At 62.3% G+C, this 17,545-nt stretch carries 12 protein-coding genes; 6 read left to right on the top strand and 6 right to left on the bottom strand.

Annotation, left to right across the window (positions count from 1 at the left end; genetic code table 11):
- Positions 1-32: 32 nt before the first annotated feature.
- From prpC to prpD, 4 genes are all read left to right on the top strand, one after another.
- Complete coding sequence (gene prpC, locus J1N02_RS05945) at positions 33-1,160, top strand: bifunctional 2-methylcitrate synthase/citrate synthase (protein ID WP_027603671.1); 1,128 nt, start codon at positions 33-35, stop codon at positions 1,158-1,160.
- Positions 1,161-1,375: 215 nt separating this feature from the next.
- Positions 1,376-3,970 (top strand): Fe/S-dependent 2-methylisocitrate dehydratase AcnD, encoded by a 2,595-nt coding sequence (gene acnD, locus J1N02_RS05940; RefSeq protein ID WP_065946896.1) that lies wholly within the window; start codon positions 1,376-1,378, stop codon positions 3,968-3,970.
- 11 nt (positions 3,971-3,981) lie between these two features.
- Positions 3,982-5,172 carry a 2-methylaconitate cis-trans isomerase PrpF gene (gene prpF, locus J1N02_RS05935; protein ID WP_027603673.1) on the top strand — a complete coding sequence of 397 codons (1,191 nt, stop codon included), beginning with the start codon at positions 3,982-3,984 and terminating at the stop codon, positions 5,170-5,172.
- Positions 5,173-5,302: 130 nt separating this feature from the next.
- Positions 5,303-6,787 (top strand): 2-methylcitrate dehydratase, encoded by a 1,485-nt coding sequence (prpD, locus tag J1N02_RS05930; RefSeq protein ID WP_421147220.1) that lies wholly within the window; start codon positions 5,303-5,305, stop codon positions 6,785-6,787.
- A 57-nt stretch (positions 6,788-6,844) separates the two neighbouring features.
- On the opposite strand, the gene J1N02_RS05925 is transcribed toward prpD, so the two are convergent.
- From J1N02_RS05925 to J1N02_RS05905, 5 genes are read right to left on the bottom strand one after another with little or no spacing between them, the layout of a single operon-like run.
- On the bottom strand, positions 6,845-7,573 hold the full coding sequence (locus J1N02_RS05925; protein ID WP_092355416.1) for an alanyl-tRNA editing protein: 729 nt from the start codon (positions 7,571-7,573) through the stop codon (positions 6,845-6,847).
- A 2-nt stretch (positions 7,574-7,575) separates the two neighbouring features.
- A complete protein-coding gene (locus tag J1N02_RS05920; protein ID WP_065940684.1) occupies positions 7,576-8,568 on the bottom strand; it encodes a serine O-acetyltransferase in 993 nt (330 codons plus the stop codon).
- Between the two features lie 37 nt (positions 8,569-8,605).
- Positions 8,606-9,520 carry a PLP-dependent cysteine synthase family protein gene (locus J1N02_RS05915; protein WP_027603677.1) on the bottom strand — a complete coding sequence of 305 codons (915 nt, stop codon included), beginning with the start codon at positions 9,518-9,520 and terminating at the stop codon, positions 8,606-8,608.
- Positions 9,521-9,535: 15 nt separating this feature from the next.
- Positions 9,536-11,398, bottom strand: coding sequence for a molybdopterin-synthase adenylyltransferase MoeB (moeB, locus tag J1N02_RS05910; RefSeq protein ID WP_027603678.1), 1,863 nt, complete (start codon positions 11,396-11,398; stop codon positions 9,536-9,538).
- A 23-nt stretch (positions 11,399-11,421) separates the two neighbouring features.
- Complete coding sequence (locus tag J1N02_RS05905; protein WP_161985727.1) at positions 11,422-12,315, bottom strand: DMT family transporter; 894 nt, start codon at positions 12,313-12,315, stop codon at positions 11,422-11,424.
- 160 nt (positions 12,316-12,475) lie between these two features.
- On the opposite strand from J1N02_RS05905, the gene J1N02_RS05900 reads away from it, so the two are divergent.
- Positions 12,476-13,900, top strand: a complete 1,425-nt coding sequence (locus tag J1N02_RS05900; RefSeq protein ID WP_027603680.1) for a PLP-dependent aminotransferase family protein — start codon at positions 12,476-12,478, stop codon at positions 13,898-13,900.
- Between the two features lie 187 nt (positions 13,901-14,087).
- Here the strand turns inward: J1N02_RS05900 and ppsR are convergent, their stop codons facing one another.
- A complete protein-coding gene (ppsR, locus tag J1N02_RS05895; protein WP_027603681.1) occupies positions 14,088-14,906 on the bottom strand; it encodes a posphoenolpyruvate synthetase regulatory kinase/phosphorylase PpsR in 819 nt (272 codons plus the stop codon).
- 178 nt (positions 14,907-15,084) lie between these two features.
- Here ppsR and ppsA point away from each other — a divergent pair, with 178 nt between their 5' ends.
- Positions 15,085-17,460, top strand: coding sequence for a phosphoenolpyruvate synthase (gene ppsA / locus J1N02_RS05890; RefSeq protein WP_027603682.1), 2,376 nt, complete (start codon positions 15,085-15,087; stop codon positions 17,458-17,460).
- Positions 17,461-17,545: the final 85 nt, after the last annotated feature.

The raw sequence follows: 17,545 nt of genomic DNA, 5'->3' as shown, positions 1-17,545 counted from the left end.
TCCCTGAATAACGACAAGATTGGAGAAAAACCATGGCTGAAGCAAAAGTACTGAGTGGCGCCGGCCTGCGTGGCCAGGTCGCCGGGCAGACCGCACTGTCCACCGTGGGCCAGGCCGGAGCCGGCTTGACTTATCGTGGCTACGACGTGCGCGAACTGGCTGCCGATGCACAGTTTGAAGAGGTCGCTTATCTGCTGCTGTACGGCGAACTGCCGACCCAGGCCGAACTGGCCGCCTACAGCGCCAGGCTGAGCACGCTGCGTGACCTGCCGCAAGCGCTGAAAGAAGTGCTCGAACGCATCCCCGCCGACGCCCACCCGATGGACGTGATGCGCACCGGTTGCTCCTTCCTTGGCAATATCGAGCCGGAAAAAGACTTCAGCGTGCAACGCGACGTGACCGACCGCCTGCTCGCCGCGTTCCCGGCGATCATGTGCTACTGGTACCGCTTCAGCCACGACGGCAAGCGCATCGACTGCGTGACCGACGAGCCGAGCATCGGCGGCCACTTCCTGCACCTGCTGCATGGCAAGAAGCCGAGCGAACTGCATGAAAAAGTCATGAACGTGTCGTTGATCCTCTACGCCGAGCACGAGTTCAACGCCTCGACGTTTACCGCGCGGGTGTGTGCCTCGACATTGTCCGACCTGTATTCCTGCGTCACCGCCGCCATCGGCTCCCTGCGCGGCCCGCTGCACGGCGGTGCCAACGAAGCGGCGATGGAAATGATCGAGCGTTTCGGTTCGGCAGACGAAGCGGTCGAAGGCACCCTCGGCATGCTGGCGCGCAAGGACAAGATCATGGGCTTCGGCCACGCGATCTACAAAGACAACGACCCGCGCAATGAAGTGATCAAGGGCTGGTCGAAAAAACTCGCTGACGAAGTGGGCGACACCGTGCTGTTCCCGGTCTCCGAAGCCATCGACAAGACCATGTGGGAGCAGAAGAAACTGTTCCCCAACGCCGATTTCTACCATGCCTCGGCGTACCACTTCATGGGCATCCCGACCAAGCTGTTCACGCCGATCTTCGTCTGCTCGCGGCTTACAGGATGGGCGGCCCACGTATTTGAGCAGCGCGCCAACAACCGCATCATCCGTCCAAGCGCCGAGTACACCGGCGTCGAACAGCGCAAGTTCGTGCCAATCGAACGTCGCTGAATGGGAACACCGACGATCCCGAAGTGGAAACCGGACCCAGTGTGGGAGGGGGCTTGCCCCCGATGGCGGTTTATCAGTTGCCATAGGTGTTGAATGACACACCGCTATCGGGGGCAAGTCGAATCGTCGCACCGCCCCTCCCACATTTGGATCGCATTTCAATTCCGGATCGGCCCAGGTCTTCCTTTTGCAATCACCGTGACCGAGTCCTGACGATGAACACTGAATTTCGCAAACCACTCCCCGGCAGCCGCCTGGATTACTTCGACGCCCGCGCGGCGGTCGATGCAATCAGCCCCGGCGCCTATGCCACGTTGCCCTACACCTCTCGTGTGCTCGCCGAGAACCTGGTGCGCCGCTGCGACCCGGCCACCCTCAACGCATCCCTGAGCCAGTTGATCGAACGCAAACGCGACCTCGACTTCCCCTGGTTCCCGGCCCGCGTCGTGTGCCACGACATTCTCGGCCAGACCGCCCTGGTCGACCTCGCCGGCCTGCGTGATGCCATCGCCCTGCAAGGCGGCGACCCGGCCCAGGTCAACCCGGTGGTCCCCACCCAGTTGATCGTCGATCACTCCCTGGCTGTCGAAGCCGGTGGTTTCGACCCGGACGCGTTCGAGAAAAACCGCGCCATCGAAGACCGTCGCAACGAAGACCGCTTCCACTTTATCGAGTGGACCAAAAAGGCCTTCAAGAACGTCGACGTGATCCCGCCGGGCAACGGCATCATGCACCAGATCAACCTGGAGAAAATGTCCCCGGTGGTCCAGGTGCGTGACGGTGTGGCCTTCCCGGATACCTGCGTCGGCACCGACAGCCATACCCCCCACGTCGATGCGTTGGGCGTGATCGCCATTGGCGTCGGCGGCCTTGAAGCCGAAAGCGTCATGCTCGGCCGCGCGTCGTGGATGCGCCTGCCGGAAAGCGTCGGCGTCGAATTGACCGGCCAGTTGCTGCCGGGCATCACCGCCACCGATATGGTGCTGGCCCTGACCGAGTTCCTGCGCCAACAGAAAGTGGTCGGCGCCTGGCTGGAATTCTTCGGTGAAGGCGCGTCCAAACTGACCCTCGGCGACCGCGCGACCATCTCCAACATGGCCCCGGAATACGGCGCCACGGCGGCCATGTTTTATATCGACCAGCAGACCATCGCCTACCTGAAACTCACCGGCCGCGAAGACGAGCAAGTCGCCCTGGTCGAGCAATACGCCCGCCACACCGGCCTGTGGGCAGACGATCTCAAAGGCGCGCAATACGAGCGTGGCCTCACCTTCGACCTGTCCAGTGTGGTGCGCAACATGGCAGGCCCGAGCAACCCGCACGCCCGAGTCGCCACCCGCGACCTGGCCGCCAAGGGCATCTCCGGCCAGTGGGATGAAGTGCCGGGGCAAATGCCCGACGGCGCGGTGATCATTGCCGCCATCACCAGTTGCACCAACACCAGTAACCCGCGCAACGTGATCGCCGCCGGGCTGCTGGCGCGCAACGCCAACAGGCTTGGGCTGACGCGCAAACCTTGGGTCAAGTCGTCCCTGGCACCGGGTTCGAAAACCGTGGCCATGTACCTGGAAGAAGCCGGCCTGGGCCATGAGCTGGAAAAGCTCGGCTTTGGCGTGGTGGCGTTTGCCTGCACCACCTGCAACGGCATGTCCGGCGCGCTCGACCCGGTGATCCAGCAAGAGATCATCGACCGCGACCTGTACGCCACCGCCGTGCTCTCGGGTAACCGTAACTTCGACGGGCGTATCCACCCGTACGCCAAGCAGGCGTTCCTGGCTTCGCCGCCGCTGGTGGTGGCCTATGCGATTGCCGGCACCATCCGTTTCGACATCGAGAAGGACGTGCTCGGCCTCGACGCCGACGGCAAGGAAATCCGCCTGCAGGACATCTGGCCGAGCGACGAAGAGATCGACGCGGTGGTCAAGGCCTCGGTCAAGCCGGAGCAGTTCCGCGCGGTGTATATCCCGATGTTCGCGATCCACGAAGACACCGGCCCGAAAGTCGCGCCGTTGTACGACTGGCGCCCGCAGAGCACCTATATCCGCCGCCCACCGTACTGGGAAGGCGCGCTGGCCGGTGCGCGGCCGCTCAAGGGCATGCGCCCGCTGGCGGTGCTGCCGGACAACATCACTACCGATCACCTGTCGCCGTCCAACGCGATCATGCTCGACAGCGCCGCCGGCGAATACCTGGCGAAAATGGGCCTGCCGGAAGTCGACTTCAACTCCTACGCCACTCACCGTGGCGACCACCTGACCGCACAACGCGCGACGTTCGCCAACCCGAAACTGTTCAACGAAATGGTGCGGGAGAACGGCAAGGTCAAGCAGGGCTCCCTGGCGCGGATCGAACCGGAAGGCCAGGTCACGCGCATGTGGGAAGCCATCGAGACCTACATGGAGCGCAAGCAGCCGCTGATCATCATTGCCGGCGCCGACTACGGCCAGGGCTCGTCCCGCGACTGGGCGGCCAAGGGCGTGCGCCTGGCGGGTGTGGAAGCGATTGCCGCCGAAGGTTTCGAGCGCATCCACCGCACCAACCTGGTGGGCATGGGCGTGTTGCCCCTGGAGTTCCTGCCGGGCACCGACCGTCACACCTTGCAGATTGATGGCAGCGAAACCTACGACGTGATCGGCCAACGCACCCCGCGTGCGCAGCTGACGCTGGTGATCAATCGCAAGGATGGCGAACGTGTCGAGGTGCCGGTGACGTGCCGCCTGGACACCGCCGAAGAAGTGTCGATCTACGAGGCGGGCGGCGTGTTGCAACGTTTTGCCCAGGATTTCCTGGAATCGGCGACCACCGCCTGAAGAGGATGACCATGGCACACGCAGCGCAAATCAAGATCCCCGCCACCTATATGCGTGGCGGCACCAGCAAGGGCGTATTTTTCCGCCTCCAGGACCTGCCCGAGTCGGCGCAGGTGCCGGGAGCGGCGCGGGATGCCTTGCTGCTACGGGTGATCGGCAGCCCCGATCCCTACGACAAGCAAATCGACGGCATGGGCGGCGCCACATCGAGCACCAGCAAAACCGTGATCCTCGCCAAAAGCACCCGCGCCGATCATGACGTGGACTATCTGTTTGGCCAGGTCTCCATCGACAAGCCCTTTGTCGACTGGAGTGGCAACTGCGGCAACCTGTCGGCGGCGGTGGGTTCGTTCGCCATCAGCGCCGGGCTGGTCGATGCGGCCCGCGTGCCCCATAACGGCGTGGCCGTGGTGCGGGTCTGGCAGGCCAATATCGGCAAGACCATCATCGCCCACGTGCCGATCACCGACGGGGCGGTGCAGGAAACCGGCGACTTCGAGCTGGACGGCGTGACCTTCCCGGCGGCCGAAGTGCAGCTGGAATTCATGGACCCGGCGGCGGAAGAAGAGGGCGGCGGCGGTTCGATGTTCCCCACCGGCAACCTGGTTGACGACCTGGAAGTGCCGGGTGTCGGAACCTTCAAGGCCACGCTGATCAACGCCGGCATCCCGACGATTTTCATCAACGCCGAAGACCTCGGTTACACCGGCACCGAGCTGCAAGGCGCGATCAACGGCGACCCCAAGGCCTTGGCGATGTTCGAGACCGTACGGGCCTATGGCGCGTTGCGCATGGGGCTGATCAAGCACCTCGACGAAGCGGCCCAGCGCCAGCACACGCCGAAGGTGGCGTTCGTGGCCAAGCCTGCCGACTACGTGGCGTCCAGTGGCAAGGCGATCAAGGCCGGCGATGTGGATTTGCTGGTGCGCGCCCTGTCCATGGGCAAGCTGCACCACGCGATGATGGGCACGGCGGCGGTGGCGATCGGCACGGCGGCGGCGATTTCGGGGACCTTGGTCAACCTCGCTGCGGGCGGTATTGAACGCAATGCCGTGCGCTTCGGGCATCCCTCCGGCACCTTGCGCGTGGGGGCTGAAGCCACCCAGGTGGACGGTGAGTGGGTGGTGAAGAAAGCCATCATGAGCCGCAGTGCGCGGGTGTTGATGGAAGGTTTCGTCCGCGTACCCGGCGACTCTTTCTAAAGTCCAACACCAATCCCCTGTGGGAGGGGCAAGCCCCCCTCCCACAGTCATAAGCAGGCATTCAGACCTGCGAAACGATCAACCCTGACCCTGAGGATGCAACAACCCTAACTCACTTTGGAGATCTGCCATGAGCACTAACGTCGACCAGAACAACCGCCCCGACTACGACCCGGTTTTGCAGGACATCGCAGACTATGTCCTCAACTACCGGATCGAGTCCCAGGCCGCCTTGGACACCGCCCGCAACTGCCTGATGGACACCCTCGGTTGCGGCCTGCTGGCCCTGCGTTTTCCCGAGTGCACCAAGCACCTGGGGCCGATGGTTGAAGGCACGGTGGTGCCGTTTGGCGCGCGGGTGCCGGGCACCTCGTTTCGCCTGGACCCGGTCAAGGCGGCCTGGGACATTGGCTGCATCGTGCGCTGGCTCGACTACAACGACACCTGGCTCGCCGCCGAGTGGGGGCATCCCTCGGATAACCTCGGCGGCATCCTTGCCGTGGCGGATCACCTATCGCAACAGCGCGTGGCCAATGGCGACGCGCCGCTGACCGTGCGCGCGGTGCTGGATGCGATGATCATGGCCCACGAAATCCAGGGTGTGATTGCCCTGGAAAACTCGTTCAACCGCGTTGGCCTCGACCATGTGCTGTTGGTGAAAGTCGCCTCCACGGCGGTTACCGCCAAGCTGATGGGCGCCAACCGCGAACAGTTGCTGTCGGCGCTGTCTCACGCCTTCGTCGATGGCCAGGCCCTGCGCACTTATCGCCATGCGCCGAATGCCGGCTCGCGCAAATCCTGGGCGGCGGGGGATGCGTCGAGTCGCGGCGTGCGCCTGGCGGATATAGCCCTGCGCGGCGAAATGGGCATCCCTGGTGTGCTGAGCGCGCTGCAATGGGGCTTCTACGACGTGCTGTTCAGCCACACCAACAACGACCTGGCGCTCAAGCCCGAGGACAAGCGTGCGTTCAGCCTGTCCCAGCCGTATGGCACCTACGTGATGGAAAACGTGTTGTTCAAGATCAGCTTCCCCGCCGAGTTCCACGCGCAGACCGCCTGTGAAGCCGCGGTGACCTTGCATCCGTTGGTCAAGGATCGCCTGCACGACATCGAGCGCATCGTGATCACCACCAATGAGTCGGCGATTCGCATCATCTCCAAGGCCGGGCCACTGGCCAATGCGGCCGACCGTGACCATTGCCTGCAATACATGACCGCCGTGCCCCTGGCATTCGGCAACCTGGTGGCCGAGCACTACGAGGATGCATTCCACGCCGCTCACCCGATCATTGATCAGTTGCGCGACAAGATGGTCATCGTCGAAGACCCACGCTACAGCCGTGAATACCTGGAAGCCGACAAGCGTTCCATCGCCAATGCCGTGCAGGTGTTCTTCAAGGATGGCTCCAGCACCGAGCCAGTGGCGGTGGAATACCCGATCGGCCATCGCCGTCGTCGAGTGGAGGGCATTGCGTTGCTGGAAGACAAGTTCAAAGCCAACCTGGCCACGCGCTTTACCGCCCAGCGCAGTGCCGAGATCTTTGCGTTGTGCACGGACCAGGCGAAGCTCGAGGCCACGCCGGTCAATCGTTTCGTGGACCTGTTCGTCATCTAGCAGGCGCCGCAAAACTAAAAATGTGGGAGAGGCAAGCCCCTCCCACAGTTGTTGCGTTCACTCAAACCGCAGGATCACCCGGCGGTTGTGCTTGCTCTTCTTCTCGATCTTCTCGCAGAACACCCGGCCGATTTCCTCGGTGTTGAGCACATGGGTACCGCCGCATGGCTGGATATCGATCCCGCCGATTTCAATCACCCGTACCGAACCCTGGATCACCGGCGGCGCAACCGCCTGGGTGCGGGTGATCTGCAGCAGGGTGGCGTACTCCGAAGCCGGCATCGATAGGGTCTTCACCTCGTGGGCCTGTTCGATCAGCGCATTGAGGTCACGGGTGATGCTGTCCTTGTCGAGGGTCATTTCCGGCAGGTCGAAATCCAGGCGGCCTTTGTCGGCACTGATGCTGCAACCGGTCACTGGTGCGTCGATGAGCGAGCACAGCAGGTGCAGGCAGGTGTGCATTTTCATGTGCTGGTAGCGTCGCTCCCAATCCAGGCCGGCGTCCACCAGCACGCCGGCGACCAGTTGCTCGGGGCAGTGTTCCACCTGGTGCCAGATGATCGAACGCAGCACCGGGTCGCGCACCGTGCCGGTCACGTCGACCCGGGTACCGTCCGCCAGGGTCAGGTGGCCGGTATCGCCGGGTTGGCCGCCGCCGGTGGGGTAGAACAGGGTGTGCTCCAGGGCGATGCCGTGTTCGCTGACGGCAATCACCCGGGCGCTGAATGCGTTCTGGTAGGGCGCGCTGTCAAACAGCGCCAGGGTTTCCATGGTGTGCACGGACATGTTCAACCTCCGACGATCAGTGGGCTGGCCTGCAGCAGGTGGCGCACCATCGCGCTCAAGCCAGGGGGGGAGAGCAGGGTGATTTCGAATTCCGGCCCGCAGACTTTCAGGTTCAGCGGCAGGCGCGGCAGGTAGTTGCCGGATTCGAGGCGGTGCAGCCTGAATTGCAGGTGGTGACGTTCCTTCACCGTTGGCTCCAGCATCAGGCCTTGCAACGGATGAAAGTCGGCGTCCAGCACCGTGACCTTGTGGCTGGCATTGACCTCGCCGACCACGTGCAGGCGCTCATCCAGGGCGAAGGCCCCGAGGTAGTTGCTGTGGTCCGATTCATCGTTTTTTTGCAGTTGGATCTGGTTCACCACCTTCACCTTGGTGCCGGCGGGTACGTCCTGGGTGATCACACAGGAAGGGCTGATAAACACGTTGTCGCCGATCAGCACATAGCCCAGCACCCGGGCGCCGGAACCGACCTCGACGTTGTTGCCCAGGCGCGGATGGCGCTTGCCATCGGGATTGTTGGCGATGCCGCGGGCACCCAGGGTCACGCCGCAGAGGATGTAGCAATCGTTGCCGATCTCGCAGGTCTCGCCGATTACCGTGCCGTAGCCGTGGTCGAGCACAAAGCGCCGGCCGATACGCGCCGCCGGGTGGATTTCGGCCCCGGACAGGACCTTGCCCTGGTTGCTCAGCTTGAGGGCGATGCGTGAAAACACGCCGTTGGTCTGGTCGGGGAAATTCCACACCTGATGCGCAAGCCGGTAATAGAGCACTGCCTTGAACGAGGCGTAGGACTCCAGGATCAGTTCGCCGCGGCCACGGGATGCCGGGTCGCGATAGGCATAGGCGATCAAGTCCTCGGCCACCGCCTGGGCGGCATTCTGGATCAGCGGCGCGAGGTGCGGCTCCAGCTGTTTCATCTGCATGGGGGTGAGGGTCTTGATGAGCTGGGTGAGCAACTCATCGTGCAACTGTTGCATGTCGATAAAGCCGCCCATGGAGGCACCCCCGCATTCTGGCTGGTTGGAAAACCCGTTATTCGAAACTGGGCAGGTAGCTGTCGGCATTGTCGTAGACCATGGTCAACACCACCGTTTCGGGCGGCAATTCGGGGGCGAGCCTGGCGATGGCCACCATGTTGGCGGCGGAGGACAGGCCCAGGCTGATGGCGTCGGTGCGCATGATGCGTTTCATCATGTCGATGCAGTCCTGGCGCGAGACCTTGAGCATGCCGTCGATCACCTCCAGGTTGAGGATGCTCGGGATCAGGCCGATGGACAGGCCCTGGATATGGTGCGGCGCGTGCTGGTTCTTCAGCAGGTCGCATTCTTCGGGCTCCACGCCCATCACGCGCAGGGCTGGCCAGGCGGCCTTGAGGGTTTCGCCGATACCGGTGATATGGCCGCCGGTGCCGATGCCGCTGACGAAATAGTCAACACGGCGATCACCGAAGGCGCGGAGGATTTCCGGCGCGGTGGTGTCACGGTGAGTTTGCGGGTTGGCGCCGTTGCGTTGCTGGTTGAGCATCACGTAGCTGGGGTTTTCCAGCTGCAACTCCATGCATTTTTCACCGTGGGAATTGTTGCCGAGGCGGCTGTCGGAGAGCACCACCTTGGCACCGTACAGGCGCAGCAGCTTCTGTTTTTCGGGGCTGTAGTTGTCCGGGATCACCAGCACCACCTTGTAGCCCAGTACGTTGCCGGCCATCACCAGGCCGATACCGGTATTGCCGCCGCTGGGTTCGATGATGGTTTGCCCGGCGTCACGGATCAGCACGCCGCGCCGCTCGGCGTCGAGGATCATGCCGAGGGCGATGCGCGCCTTGTGGCTGCCCCCCGGGTTGAGGGATTCGAGCTTGGCGTAGACCTCGATGCCAAGGTCTTCGGAAAACTGCGCCAGGCGGACGATCGGCGTATGGCCGATGGCGTCGAGGATAGAGTTATGCAGCATCGGTCAGCCCCCGGGTCAGTACAACGGCATGTCGGGTTCGACGTCGCGAACCCAGTGTTTCATGCCGCCTTGCAGGACTTTGGTGTTGGCGAAACCCGCCGCCAGCAGGGTGCTGGCCGCTTGCTCGGCGCGGGTGCCGGCGTAGCAGATCAGGTAATGGGTGTTGTCGCGGCTGAGGCGCCCGAGTTGGCCATCCAGCTCGGCCAGGGGGATATGCACCACCCCCGGTAATTTGCACACCTCCAGTTCGCTGGCGTCGCGCACATCCAGCAGCACGTCGGCGCTGCTGGGGTGTTCGAGTACCTGCTTGAGTCCGCGCGGCTTGATATAGCGCTCTTCGGCCAGGGACGGTTGGCTGGGCACGGCGTCCGCACAGACGGCTGGCGCCAGGGTTTCGCTGTGGCGCAGGTCGGAGCAGCACGGGCAGTCGGCACGGCGCTTGAAACGGATTTCGCTGAACTTCATCGCCAGTGCATCGAAGCGCATCAGGCGGCCGGACAGGGGCTCGCCAATGCCGATCAACAGTTTGATCGCCTCGGTGGCCTGGATCATCCCGACCACCCCGGGAAGCACGCCGATCACCCCTCCGGCGCTGCAATTGGGCGCCAGTTCCGCGGGCGGTGCGCTGGGGAACAGGCAGCGGTAGCACGGCCCGCCTTGGTAGTTGAGCACGCTGATCTGCCCGTCGAAGCGGTAGATGGCGCCGTACACCAGGGGTTTGCCCAGTTGCACGCAGGCGTCGTTGACCAGGTAGCGGGTGTCGAAATTGTCGGTGCCGTCGATGACCAGGTCATAGGCGCCCACCAGTTCCAGGGCGTTGTCGGCGTTCAGGGCGGTGTCGTGGGCGTTGATCTGGATATGGCGGTTGAGGTCCTGCAAGCGCTGCTTGGCCGAGTCGACCTTGGGCATGCCCAGGGTGCTGTTGCCGTGGACGATCTGGCGTTGCAGGTTGCTGCTTTCCACCACGTCGAAATCCACCAGCCCCAGGGTACCGACACCGGCCGCTGCCAGGTACAGGCTGATGGGCGAGCCCAGGCCGCCGGTGCCGATGATCAGGACCTTGGCTTTCTTGAGGTTCAACTGGCCTTCGCGGCCGACGCCGGGCAGGGTGATATGGCGCACGTAACGTTGCACTTCCTCGTTGCTGAGGCTGTCGACGTCCATACCGCCGGAGGTGGCGAGCAGCACTTCGATGCGGGCTTTTTCCGGCAGCCGGTCATCGGCGCCGATCAGCTCTTCCTCGGCGGTGAACAGGAAGTGTTCCTTGAGCTGGTTGTTCTTTTCGTGAAACAGATGGGCGCGCAACTGCGGGTGGCTGCTGCAGAGGTTTTCAATGACTTCGCGCAATGTCGATCCGGCGCCCTCGAGGGTCGATTCCGGCAGCTTGGCCACGCGAACCAGAATGTCGGGGAAAGAGACAGCGTTCATGGACAACTCCGTGTGCAGGTCGTTGAAGGGGTTAAGGGTGAAATGCTCGCCATCCCAGGCAAACAGTTTTGAACCCAGGGCCTGGCCCTGGCGAACGTCGACCACCAGGTAACTGACGGGGTAGATCGGCTCGCCCATGAACAGGGCCTTGTCCTGGTCTTCATCGCTGAAATAGGCGCCGACATCCGGGTGGGAGTGGTAGATCACCACCACCGGGTTGTCGCTGCGAAACGCCTTGTTCATCAGCAGGGTGTCGGCCACCGAGAAGGTGTAGCCATTGGCCGCGCTGCGCGGGTACATCTCGGGGTTTTTGCGGTGCAGTTCGTTCTGGATGTTGCTGCCCAGGTACACGCTGCCGTCGGCGAAGACAAAGCCGCAGCATTCCTCGGGGTAGCTGCGGCTGGCGTGGGCGTAGATCTGTTCCAGGGCTTTTGGGCGGAGGACGTCCATGTTTCTCTCGCGTTGATGGCGGGTCAATTTTTCTTGGCCAGGAGTTTTTCAATGGGCAATTTGGTGATCGCAAAGCCGGCCAGCAGGATGGCCGAATACAGCATCAGGTCGCGGGAAATCGCCACGCCTTCGTACCAGGCGCCGATGATCACCGCGAACACCGGGAAGATGATGAACACGAACGACAGGATGATCGGGCTCAAGCGCTTGAGCAGCATGAAATACACGATGAACCCACCCACCGAGGCCACCAGCCCCAGGTAGAACAGCGCGCTCCAGGAGCGCAGGGTGATGGCTTCAAAGGTCGGTGTTTCAAACCACAACCCGGCCACGAACAGCATCAGCCCGGCAATGCCGATGGGCAGGGTGTTGTAGGTGATCACGCTGATGGCGCTGCCTTTTTGCTTGGTGATGACGTAGCACAAGGCGTGCATGATCGCGGCCGCCAGGATCGCCAGTACCCCCAGGAACTCGGCGTGGTCCAGGTGCAGGCCCTGGCTCCTGATGATCATGTAGAGGCTGCCGAAGCCGATACCGATGCCGACCACCTGGGAAAAGTAGATGCGCTCGCGCAGGAACAACGCGGAGAAAATCAGGATGAATACCGGCATGCAACTGAACAGCAGGGCGGTGAGACCGGATGACACATGCATCTCGCCGTAGTTGAGCAGGTAGTAGGGCACGCTGAAGTAGGACAGGGTCACGAACACGAAGAACCAGCGGCTCTCGCGGGGAAACAGGATGGGCTCGCGGCGCACCTTGGCAAAGCACAGGAACAGCGGGAAGGCGATCAGGAAGCGCAGGCCGGCGGACGTCAGCGGCGGCACGCTCTCCACGGCGATCTTGATCCCCAGCCACGTGGTGCCCCAGCTCAGGCACACGATCAGGAACATCACGCTGGTCACCAGCCCGGCCAGCCACTGTTTTTGCGTTTTGGTTTTGGCGGTGTTTTCGAGAACGGCGGACATTGGCATCGTTTATTGCTTCCCTGAGCCTGAATTGAACTCTATATTGAACTTGTAATGAGTTATGAAATTCGGCGATTGAACCCGTAAAAGCACACTATTAGGGCGAAAGATGGCTGTCAAAACAAATATTGACATGGTGTCAATTATGCGTGAGGGGTTGTCCAACGGGCAGGGCGTGAAGTACAAGCGCCTGTCCGATGTCATGGAACGGGGCATCCTCGAAGGCTTGATTGAGCCGGGACGAAAACTGCCGCCTCATCGGGTGCTTTCCGACAATCTGGGGGTGACCATCGGCACCATCAGCCGGGCCTACGGTGAGCTGGAGCGTCTGGGTTTGGTAGTAGCGCGAGTGGGTGACGGCACTTTCGTCCGCAAGCGTGGGATGGAGCGCCAGCGTGATGAAGGCTTTCGTAACTTCAGCGAGGAGCCGCGCCAGTACTTCGACATGAGTCGCAACATGCATATCCCGGGTCAGGAAACCACCTTCCTGGCACAGAGCTTCCAAACCCTGTCGACCAACGCCAAGTTCCTCCAGGACATCAGCGCCTACACCCCCGATGCCGGCCTGCCGCGTTATCGCGACGCGGGCGCGCAGTGGCTGGTGCAGCGTGATTTTCATCCGATCCCCGAGCAGGTGATCTGCGTCAACGGCGGCCAGCATGGCCTGCTGTGCGCGATGATGGCCCTGTTGCGCGCCGGCGATACGGTGGTCACCGAACAATTGACTTACCCGGGGCTGATCACCGCGGCTCGCATGCTGGGTATCCGCCTGATCGGCCTGGAGATGGACGAAGAAGGCGTGCTGCCGAGCGCGCTGGATGAAGTCTGTCGTAATCACCGGGTTTCAGCGCTGTATTGCACGCCGACCATCCAGAACCCGACCACGGCGGTGTTATCCGTGGCGCGCCGCGAAGCCCTGGTGAAGGTGTGCCGGGAACATAATCTGCTGATTCTTGAGGACGAAGCCCACGGCGTGTTGGTTGAAGACCGTCCACCGCCCCTCAGCCATTTTGCCCCCGAACGTACGATTTTGATCAGCAGCCTGAGCAAGGCCGTGTCTGCTGGGCTGCGTGTGGGCTATGTGCATGCGCCCCCGGCGCTGGTCAGCCGTATCTCGGCGGCGTTGCGCTCCACCTGCTGGATGGCCACGCCGGTGACCCTGGAACTGGCGACGCAGTGGATCGAAAACGGCACGGCGGAATACCTGCTGCGCCAACAGATCAACGAGATCAGCCGCCGCAAGACCCTGGTGCAGGACCTGTTGGCCGGCCTGGCGTACCGCACCCACCTGAACAGCCCGCACTTCTGGATCGAGGTGCCGGAGCCCTGGCGCGCGTCGGAAATCGAGGCGGAGCTCAAGCAGAATAATTACCTGATCGCCACCGCCGAGGCGTTTGCCGTGGGGCAGACGGCGGTGCCGCAGTTCATTCGGGCGAGTATCTGCAATACCTCGGGGGATGATCAGTTGTTGCGGGCGGGGTTTGATGCGTTGGCGACGGCGTTGGGGCAAGGGGGAGGGCGGTTTCACCTATAGCGAGTGGACGTCCATGCTGTGAGCAGGCTCGTTGTGGTGAGCGGGCTTGTCCCGCGCTGGGCTGTGCAGCAGCCCCAATCAAGATAAATGCGGTGTGTCAGCCAGTTCTCGCTGACTGGGTTGGGGCTGCTTCGCAGCCCAGCGCGGGGCAAGCCCGCTCACCACGGTAAAGCAGTGTCTCAAGACATTATTTGAAGCGCCGCTCCACACCTTTCTCCACCAGAATCTTCGCCGAAATCTCTTCCACCGAAAAATGCGTGGAATTGATATGCGCAATGTTCTCGCGACGGAACAGATTTTCTACTTCGCGCACTTCGAATTCGCACTGGGCATAGCTGGAGTAGCGGCTGTTGGGCTTGCGCTCGTTGCGGATGGCGGTGAGACGGTCCGGGTCGATGGTCAGGCCGAACAGCTTGTGCGAATGGGCGCGCAGCGCGGCGGGCAGCGTCAGGTGCTCCATGTCGTCTTCGGTCAGCGGGTAGTTGGCCGCACGGATGCCGAATTGCATGGCCATGTACAGGCAGGTGGGCGTTTTGCCGCAGCGCGACACGCCGACCAGGATCAGGTCGGCCTTGTCGTAGTAGTGAGTGCGGGCGCCGTCGTCGTTGTCGAGGGCGAAGTTCACCGCCTCGATACGCTCCATATAATTGGAGTTATGCCCAATGGAATGGGACTTTCCGACCGAATAGGAGGAGTGTTCGCTCAACTCCTGCTCCAGCGGCGCCAGGAACGTCGAGAAAATGTCGATCATGAAACCATTCGACGTTGCGAGAATCTCACGGATGTCTTGATTGACGATGGTGTCGAAAATGATCGGCCGAAAGCCGTCTTTTTCAGCCGCCAGATTGATTTGTTGTACCATGGCCCGCGCTTTATCCACGCTGTCGATATAGGGCCGCGTGAATTTGGCGAAGGTATTGTTTTCGAACTGCGCGAGCAGGCTCTGACCCAGGGTTTCGGCGGTAATGCCGGTGCCGTCGGAGATAAAGAAAGCAGATCGTTTCATTTGAGCCCTGGGCCTTAAGCTGATGACGAATCTTGGATATGATAGGCGCGATTTTGCCGTCCCCATAGTGGGCCGCATTCTCACTTATTTTCCAGGTCCAGGCCACAAACGCGGGTAATCGCTCCTACGAGCAGCCGGCGTCCTGAGCTTTTCCAACACAGTTAGTGGAGAGATCACCTTGGTAGAGTACGTAGTTTCCCTCGATAAGCTCGGCGTCCATGATGTAGAGCACGTAGGGGGCAAGAACGCATCCCTCGGCGAGATGATCAGTAATCTTGCAGGCGCAGGTGTGTCGGTGCCGGGTGGTTTCGCCACCACGGCCCAGGCCTACCGCGATTTCCTCGAACTGAGCGGCCTCAACGCTCAGATCCACGCCGCGCTGGATGCCCTGGACGTCGATGACGTCAACGCCCTGGCCAAAACCGGTGCCCAGATCCGCCAATGGATCATGGAAGCCGAGTTCCCCGAGAAGCTCAACGAAGAAATCCGCACCGCCTTCGCCACCCTGTCGGCCGGCAACCCGGACATGGCCGTCGCCGTGCGCTCCTCGGCCACCGCCGAAGACCTGCCCGACGCCTCCTTCGCCGGCCAGCAAGAGACCTTCCTTAACATCCGCGGCGTGGAAAACGTGATCCGTGCCGCCAAGGAAGTGTTTGCCTCGCTGTTCAACGACCGTGCCATTTCCTACCGTGTACACCAGGGTTTCGACCACAAGCTGGTGGCCCTGTCCGCTGGCGTGCAGCGCATGGTGCGTTCGGAAACCGGCACCGCCGGCGTGATGTTCACCCTCGACACCGAGTCGGGCTTCCGTGACGTGGTGTTTATCACCGGCGCCTACGGCCTGGGCGAAACTGTTGTACAAGGCGCGGTCAACCCCGACGAATTCTACGTGCACAAGCACACCCTTGAAGCCGGCCGCCCGGCCATCCTGCGCCGCAACCTGGGCAGCAAGGCCATCAAGATGATCTACGGCGACGAGGCCAAGGCCGGTCGTTCGGTGAAAACCGTGGACGTCGACAAGGCCGAGCGCGCGCGCTTCTGCCTGAGCGACGCGGAAGTCAGCGAGTTGGCCAAGCAAGCGATGATCATCGAAAAGCACTACCAGTGCCCGATGGACATCGAATGGGCCAAGGACGGTGACGACGGCAAGCTGTACATCGTGCAGGCCCGCCCGGAAACCGTGAAGAGCCGTACCTCGGCCAACGTCATGGAACGCTACCTGCTGAAAGAAACCGGCACCGTGCTGGTGGAAGGCCGTGCCATCGGCCAGCGCATCGGCGCCGGCAAGGTGCGGATCATCAAGGACGTGTCCGAGATGGACAAAGTCCAGCCTGGCGACGTATTGGTTTCCGACATGACCGACCCGGACTGGGAACCGGTGATGAAGCGTGCCAGCGCTATCGTGACCAACCGTGGCGGGCGTACCTGCCATGCGGCGATCATCGCGCGCGAACTGGGGATCCCGGCAGTGGTCGGTTGCGGCAACGCCACCCAACTGCTCAAGGACGGCCAGGGCGTGACCGTGTCCTGTGCCGAAGGCGACACCGGCTTCATCTTTGAAGGCGAGCTGGGCTTCGACATCAAGCAAAACTCCATCGACGCCATGCCCGACCTGCCGTTCAAGATCATGATGAACGTCGGCAACCCGGACCGTGCCTTCGACTTCGCGCAGTTGCCGAACGCCGGTGTGGGCCTGGCCCGCCTGGAGTTCATCATCAACCGCATGATCGGTGTGCACCCCAAGGCCCTGTTGAACTACGACGGCCTGCCGCTGGACATCAAGGAAAGCGTGGACAAGCGCATCGCCGGCTACGACGACCCGGTGGGCTTCTACGTCGAGAAGCTGGTGGAAGGCATCAGCACCCTGGCGGCGGCGTTCTACCCGAAAAAGGTCATCGTGCGCCTGTCGGACTTCAAGTCCAACGAATACGCCAACCTGATCGGCGGCAAGCTCTATGAGCCGGAAGAAGAGAACCCGATGCTGGGCTTCCGTGGCGCCTCGCGTTACATCAGCGAAGCGTTCCGTGACTGCTTCGAGCTTGAGTGCCGCGCCCTCAAGCGTGTGCGCAACGAGATGGGCCTGACCAACGTCGAGATCATGGTGCCGTTCGTCCGTACCCTGGGCGAAGCGAGCCAGGTCGTCGACCTGCTGGCCGAAAACGGCCTGTCCCGCGGCGAAAATGGCCTGCGCGTGATCATGATGTGCGAACTGCCGTCCAACGCCATCCTCGCCGAAGAGTTCCTGGAGTTCTTCGACGGCTTCTCCATCGGTTCCAACGACCTGACCCAGCTCACCCTGGGCCTGGACCGCGATTCCGGGATCATCGCCCACCTGTTCGACGAGCGTAACCCTGCGGTCAAGAAGCTGCTGGCCAACGCCATCCAGGCGTGCAACAAGGCCGGCAAGTACATCGGTATCTGCGGCCAGGGCCCTTCCGATCACCCAGACCTGGCCAAATGGCTGATGGAGCAGGGTATCGAAAGCGTCTCGCTGAACCCTGACTCCGTGCTGGAAACCTGGTTCTTCCTGGCGGAAGGCCAAGCGTCCGCCTGAGGTCGCCATGTCAAAAGTGCCGGTCCCCCGTCAGGGTGACCGGCATTCTTATCTGTACAGGGCGGAATCCTTGCGGACGTCGCCC

Origin of the sequence: Pseudomonas sp. NFX5 (assembly GCF_049132125.1) — a bacterium.
Taxonomy (GTDB): Bacteria; Pseudomonadota; Gammaproteobacteria; order Pseudomonadales; family Pseudomonadaceae; genus Aquipseudomonas; species Aquipseudomonas marginalis.
This window is presented reverse-complemented; position numbering and strand designations above follow the sequence as displayed.

Excerpts from the sequence above, each read along its gene's own strand:
- prpD (WP_421147220.1), top strand. The coding sequence starts at position 5,303 with ATGAGCACTAACGTCGACCAGAACAACCGCCCCGACTACGACCCGGTT.
- J1N02_RS05900 (WP_027603680.1), top strand. The coding sequence starts at position 12,476 with ATGGCTGTCAAAACAAATATTGACATGGTGTCAATTATGCGTGAGGGG.
- J1N02_RS05915 (WP_027603677.1), bottom strand. The coding sequence starts at position 9,520 with ATGCTGCATAACTCTATCCTCGACGCCATCGGCCATACGCCGATCGTC.
- acnD (WP_065946896.1), top strand. The coding sequence starts at position 1,376 with ATGAACACTGAATTTCGCAAACCACTCCCCGGCAGCCGCCTGGATTAC.
- J1N02_RS05920 (WP_065940684.1), bottom strand. The coding sequence starts at position 8,568 with ATGGGCGGCTTTATCGACATGCAACAGTTGCACGATGAGTTGCTCACC.
- moeB (WP_027603678.1), bottom strand. The coding sequence starts at position 11,398 with ATGGACGTCCTCCGCCCAAAAGCCCTGGAACAGATCTACGCCCACGCC.
- prpF (WP_027603673.1), top strand. The coding sequence starts at position 3,982 with ATGGCACACGCAGCGCAAATCAAGATCCCCGCCACCTATATGCGTGGC.
- J1N02_RS05925 (WP_092355416.1), bottom strand. The coding sequence starts at position 7,573 with ATGTCCGTGCACACCATGGAAACCCTGGCGCTGTTTGACAGCGCGCCC.
- prpC (WP_027603671.1), top strand. The coding sequence starts at position 33 with ATGGCTGAAGCAAAAGTACTGAGTGGCGCCGGCCTGCGTGGCCAGGTC.
- ppsR (WP_027603681.1), bottom strand. The coding sequence starts at position 14,906 with ATGAAACGATCTGCTTTCTTTATCTCCGACGGCACCGGCATTACCGCC.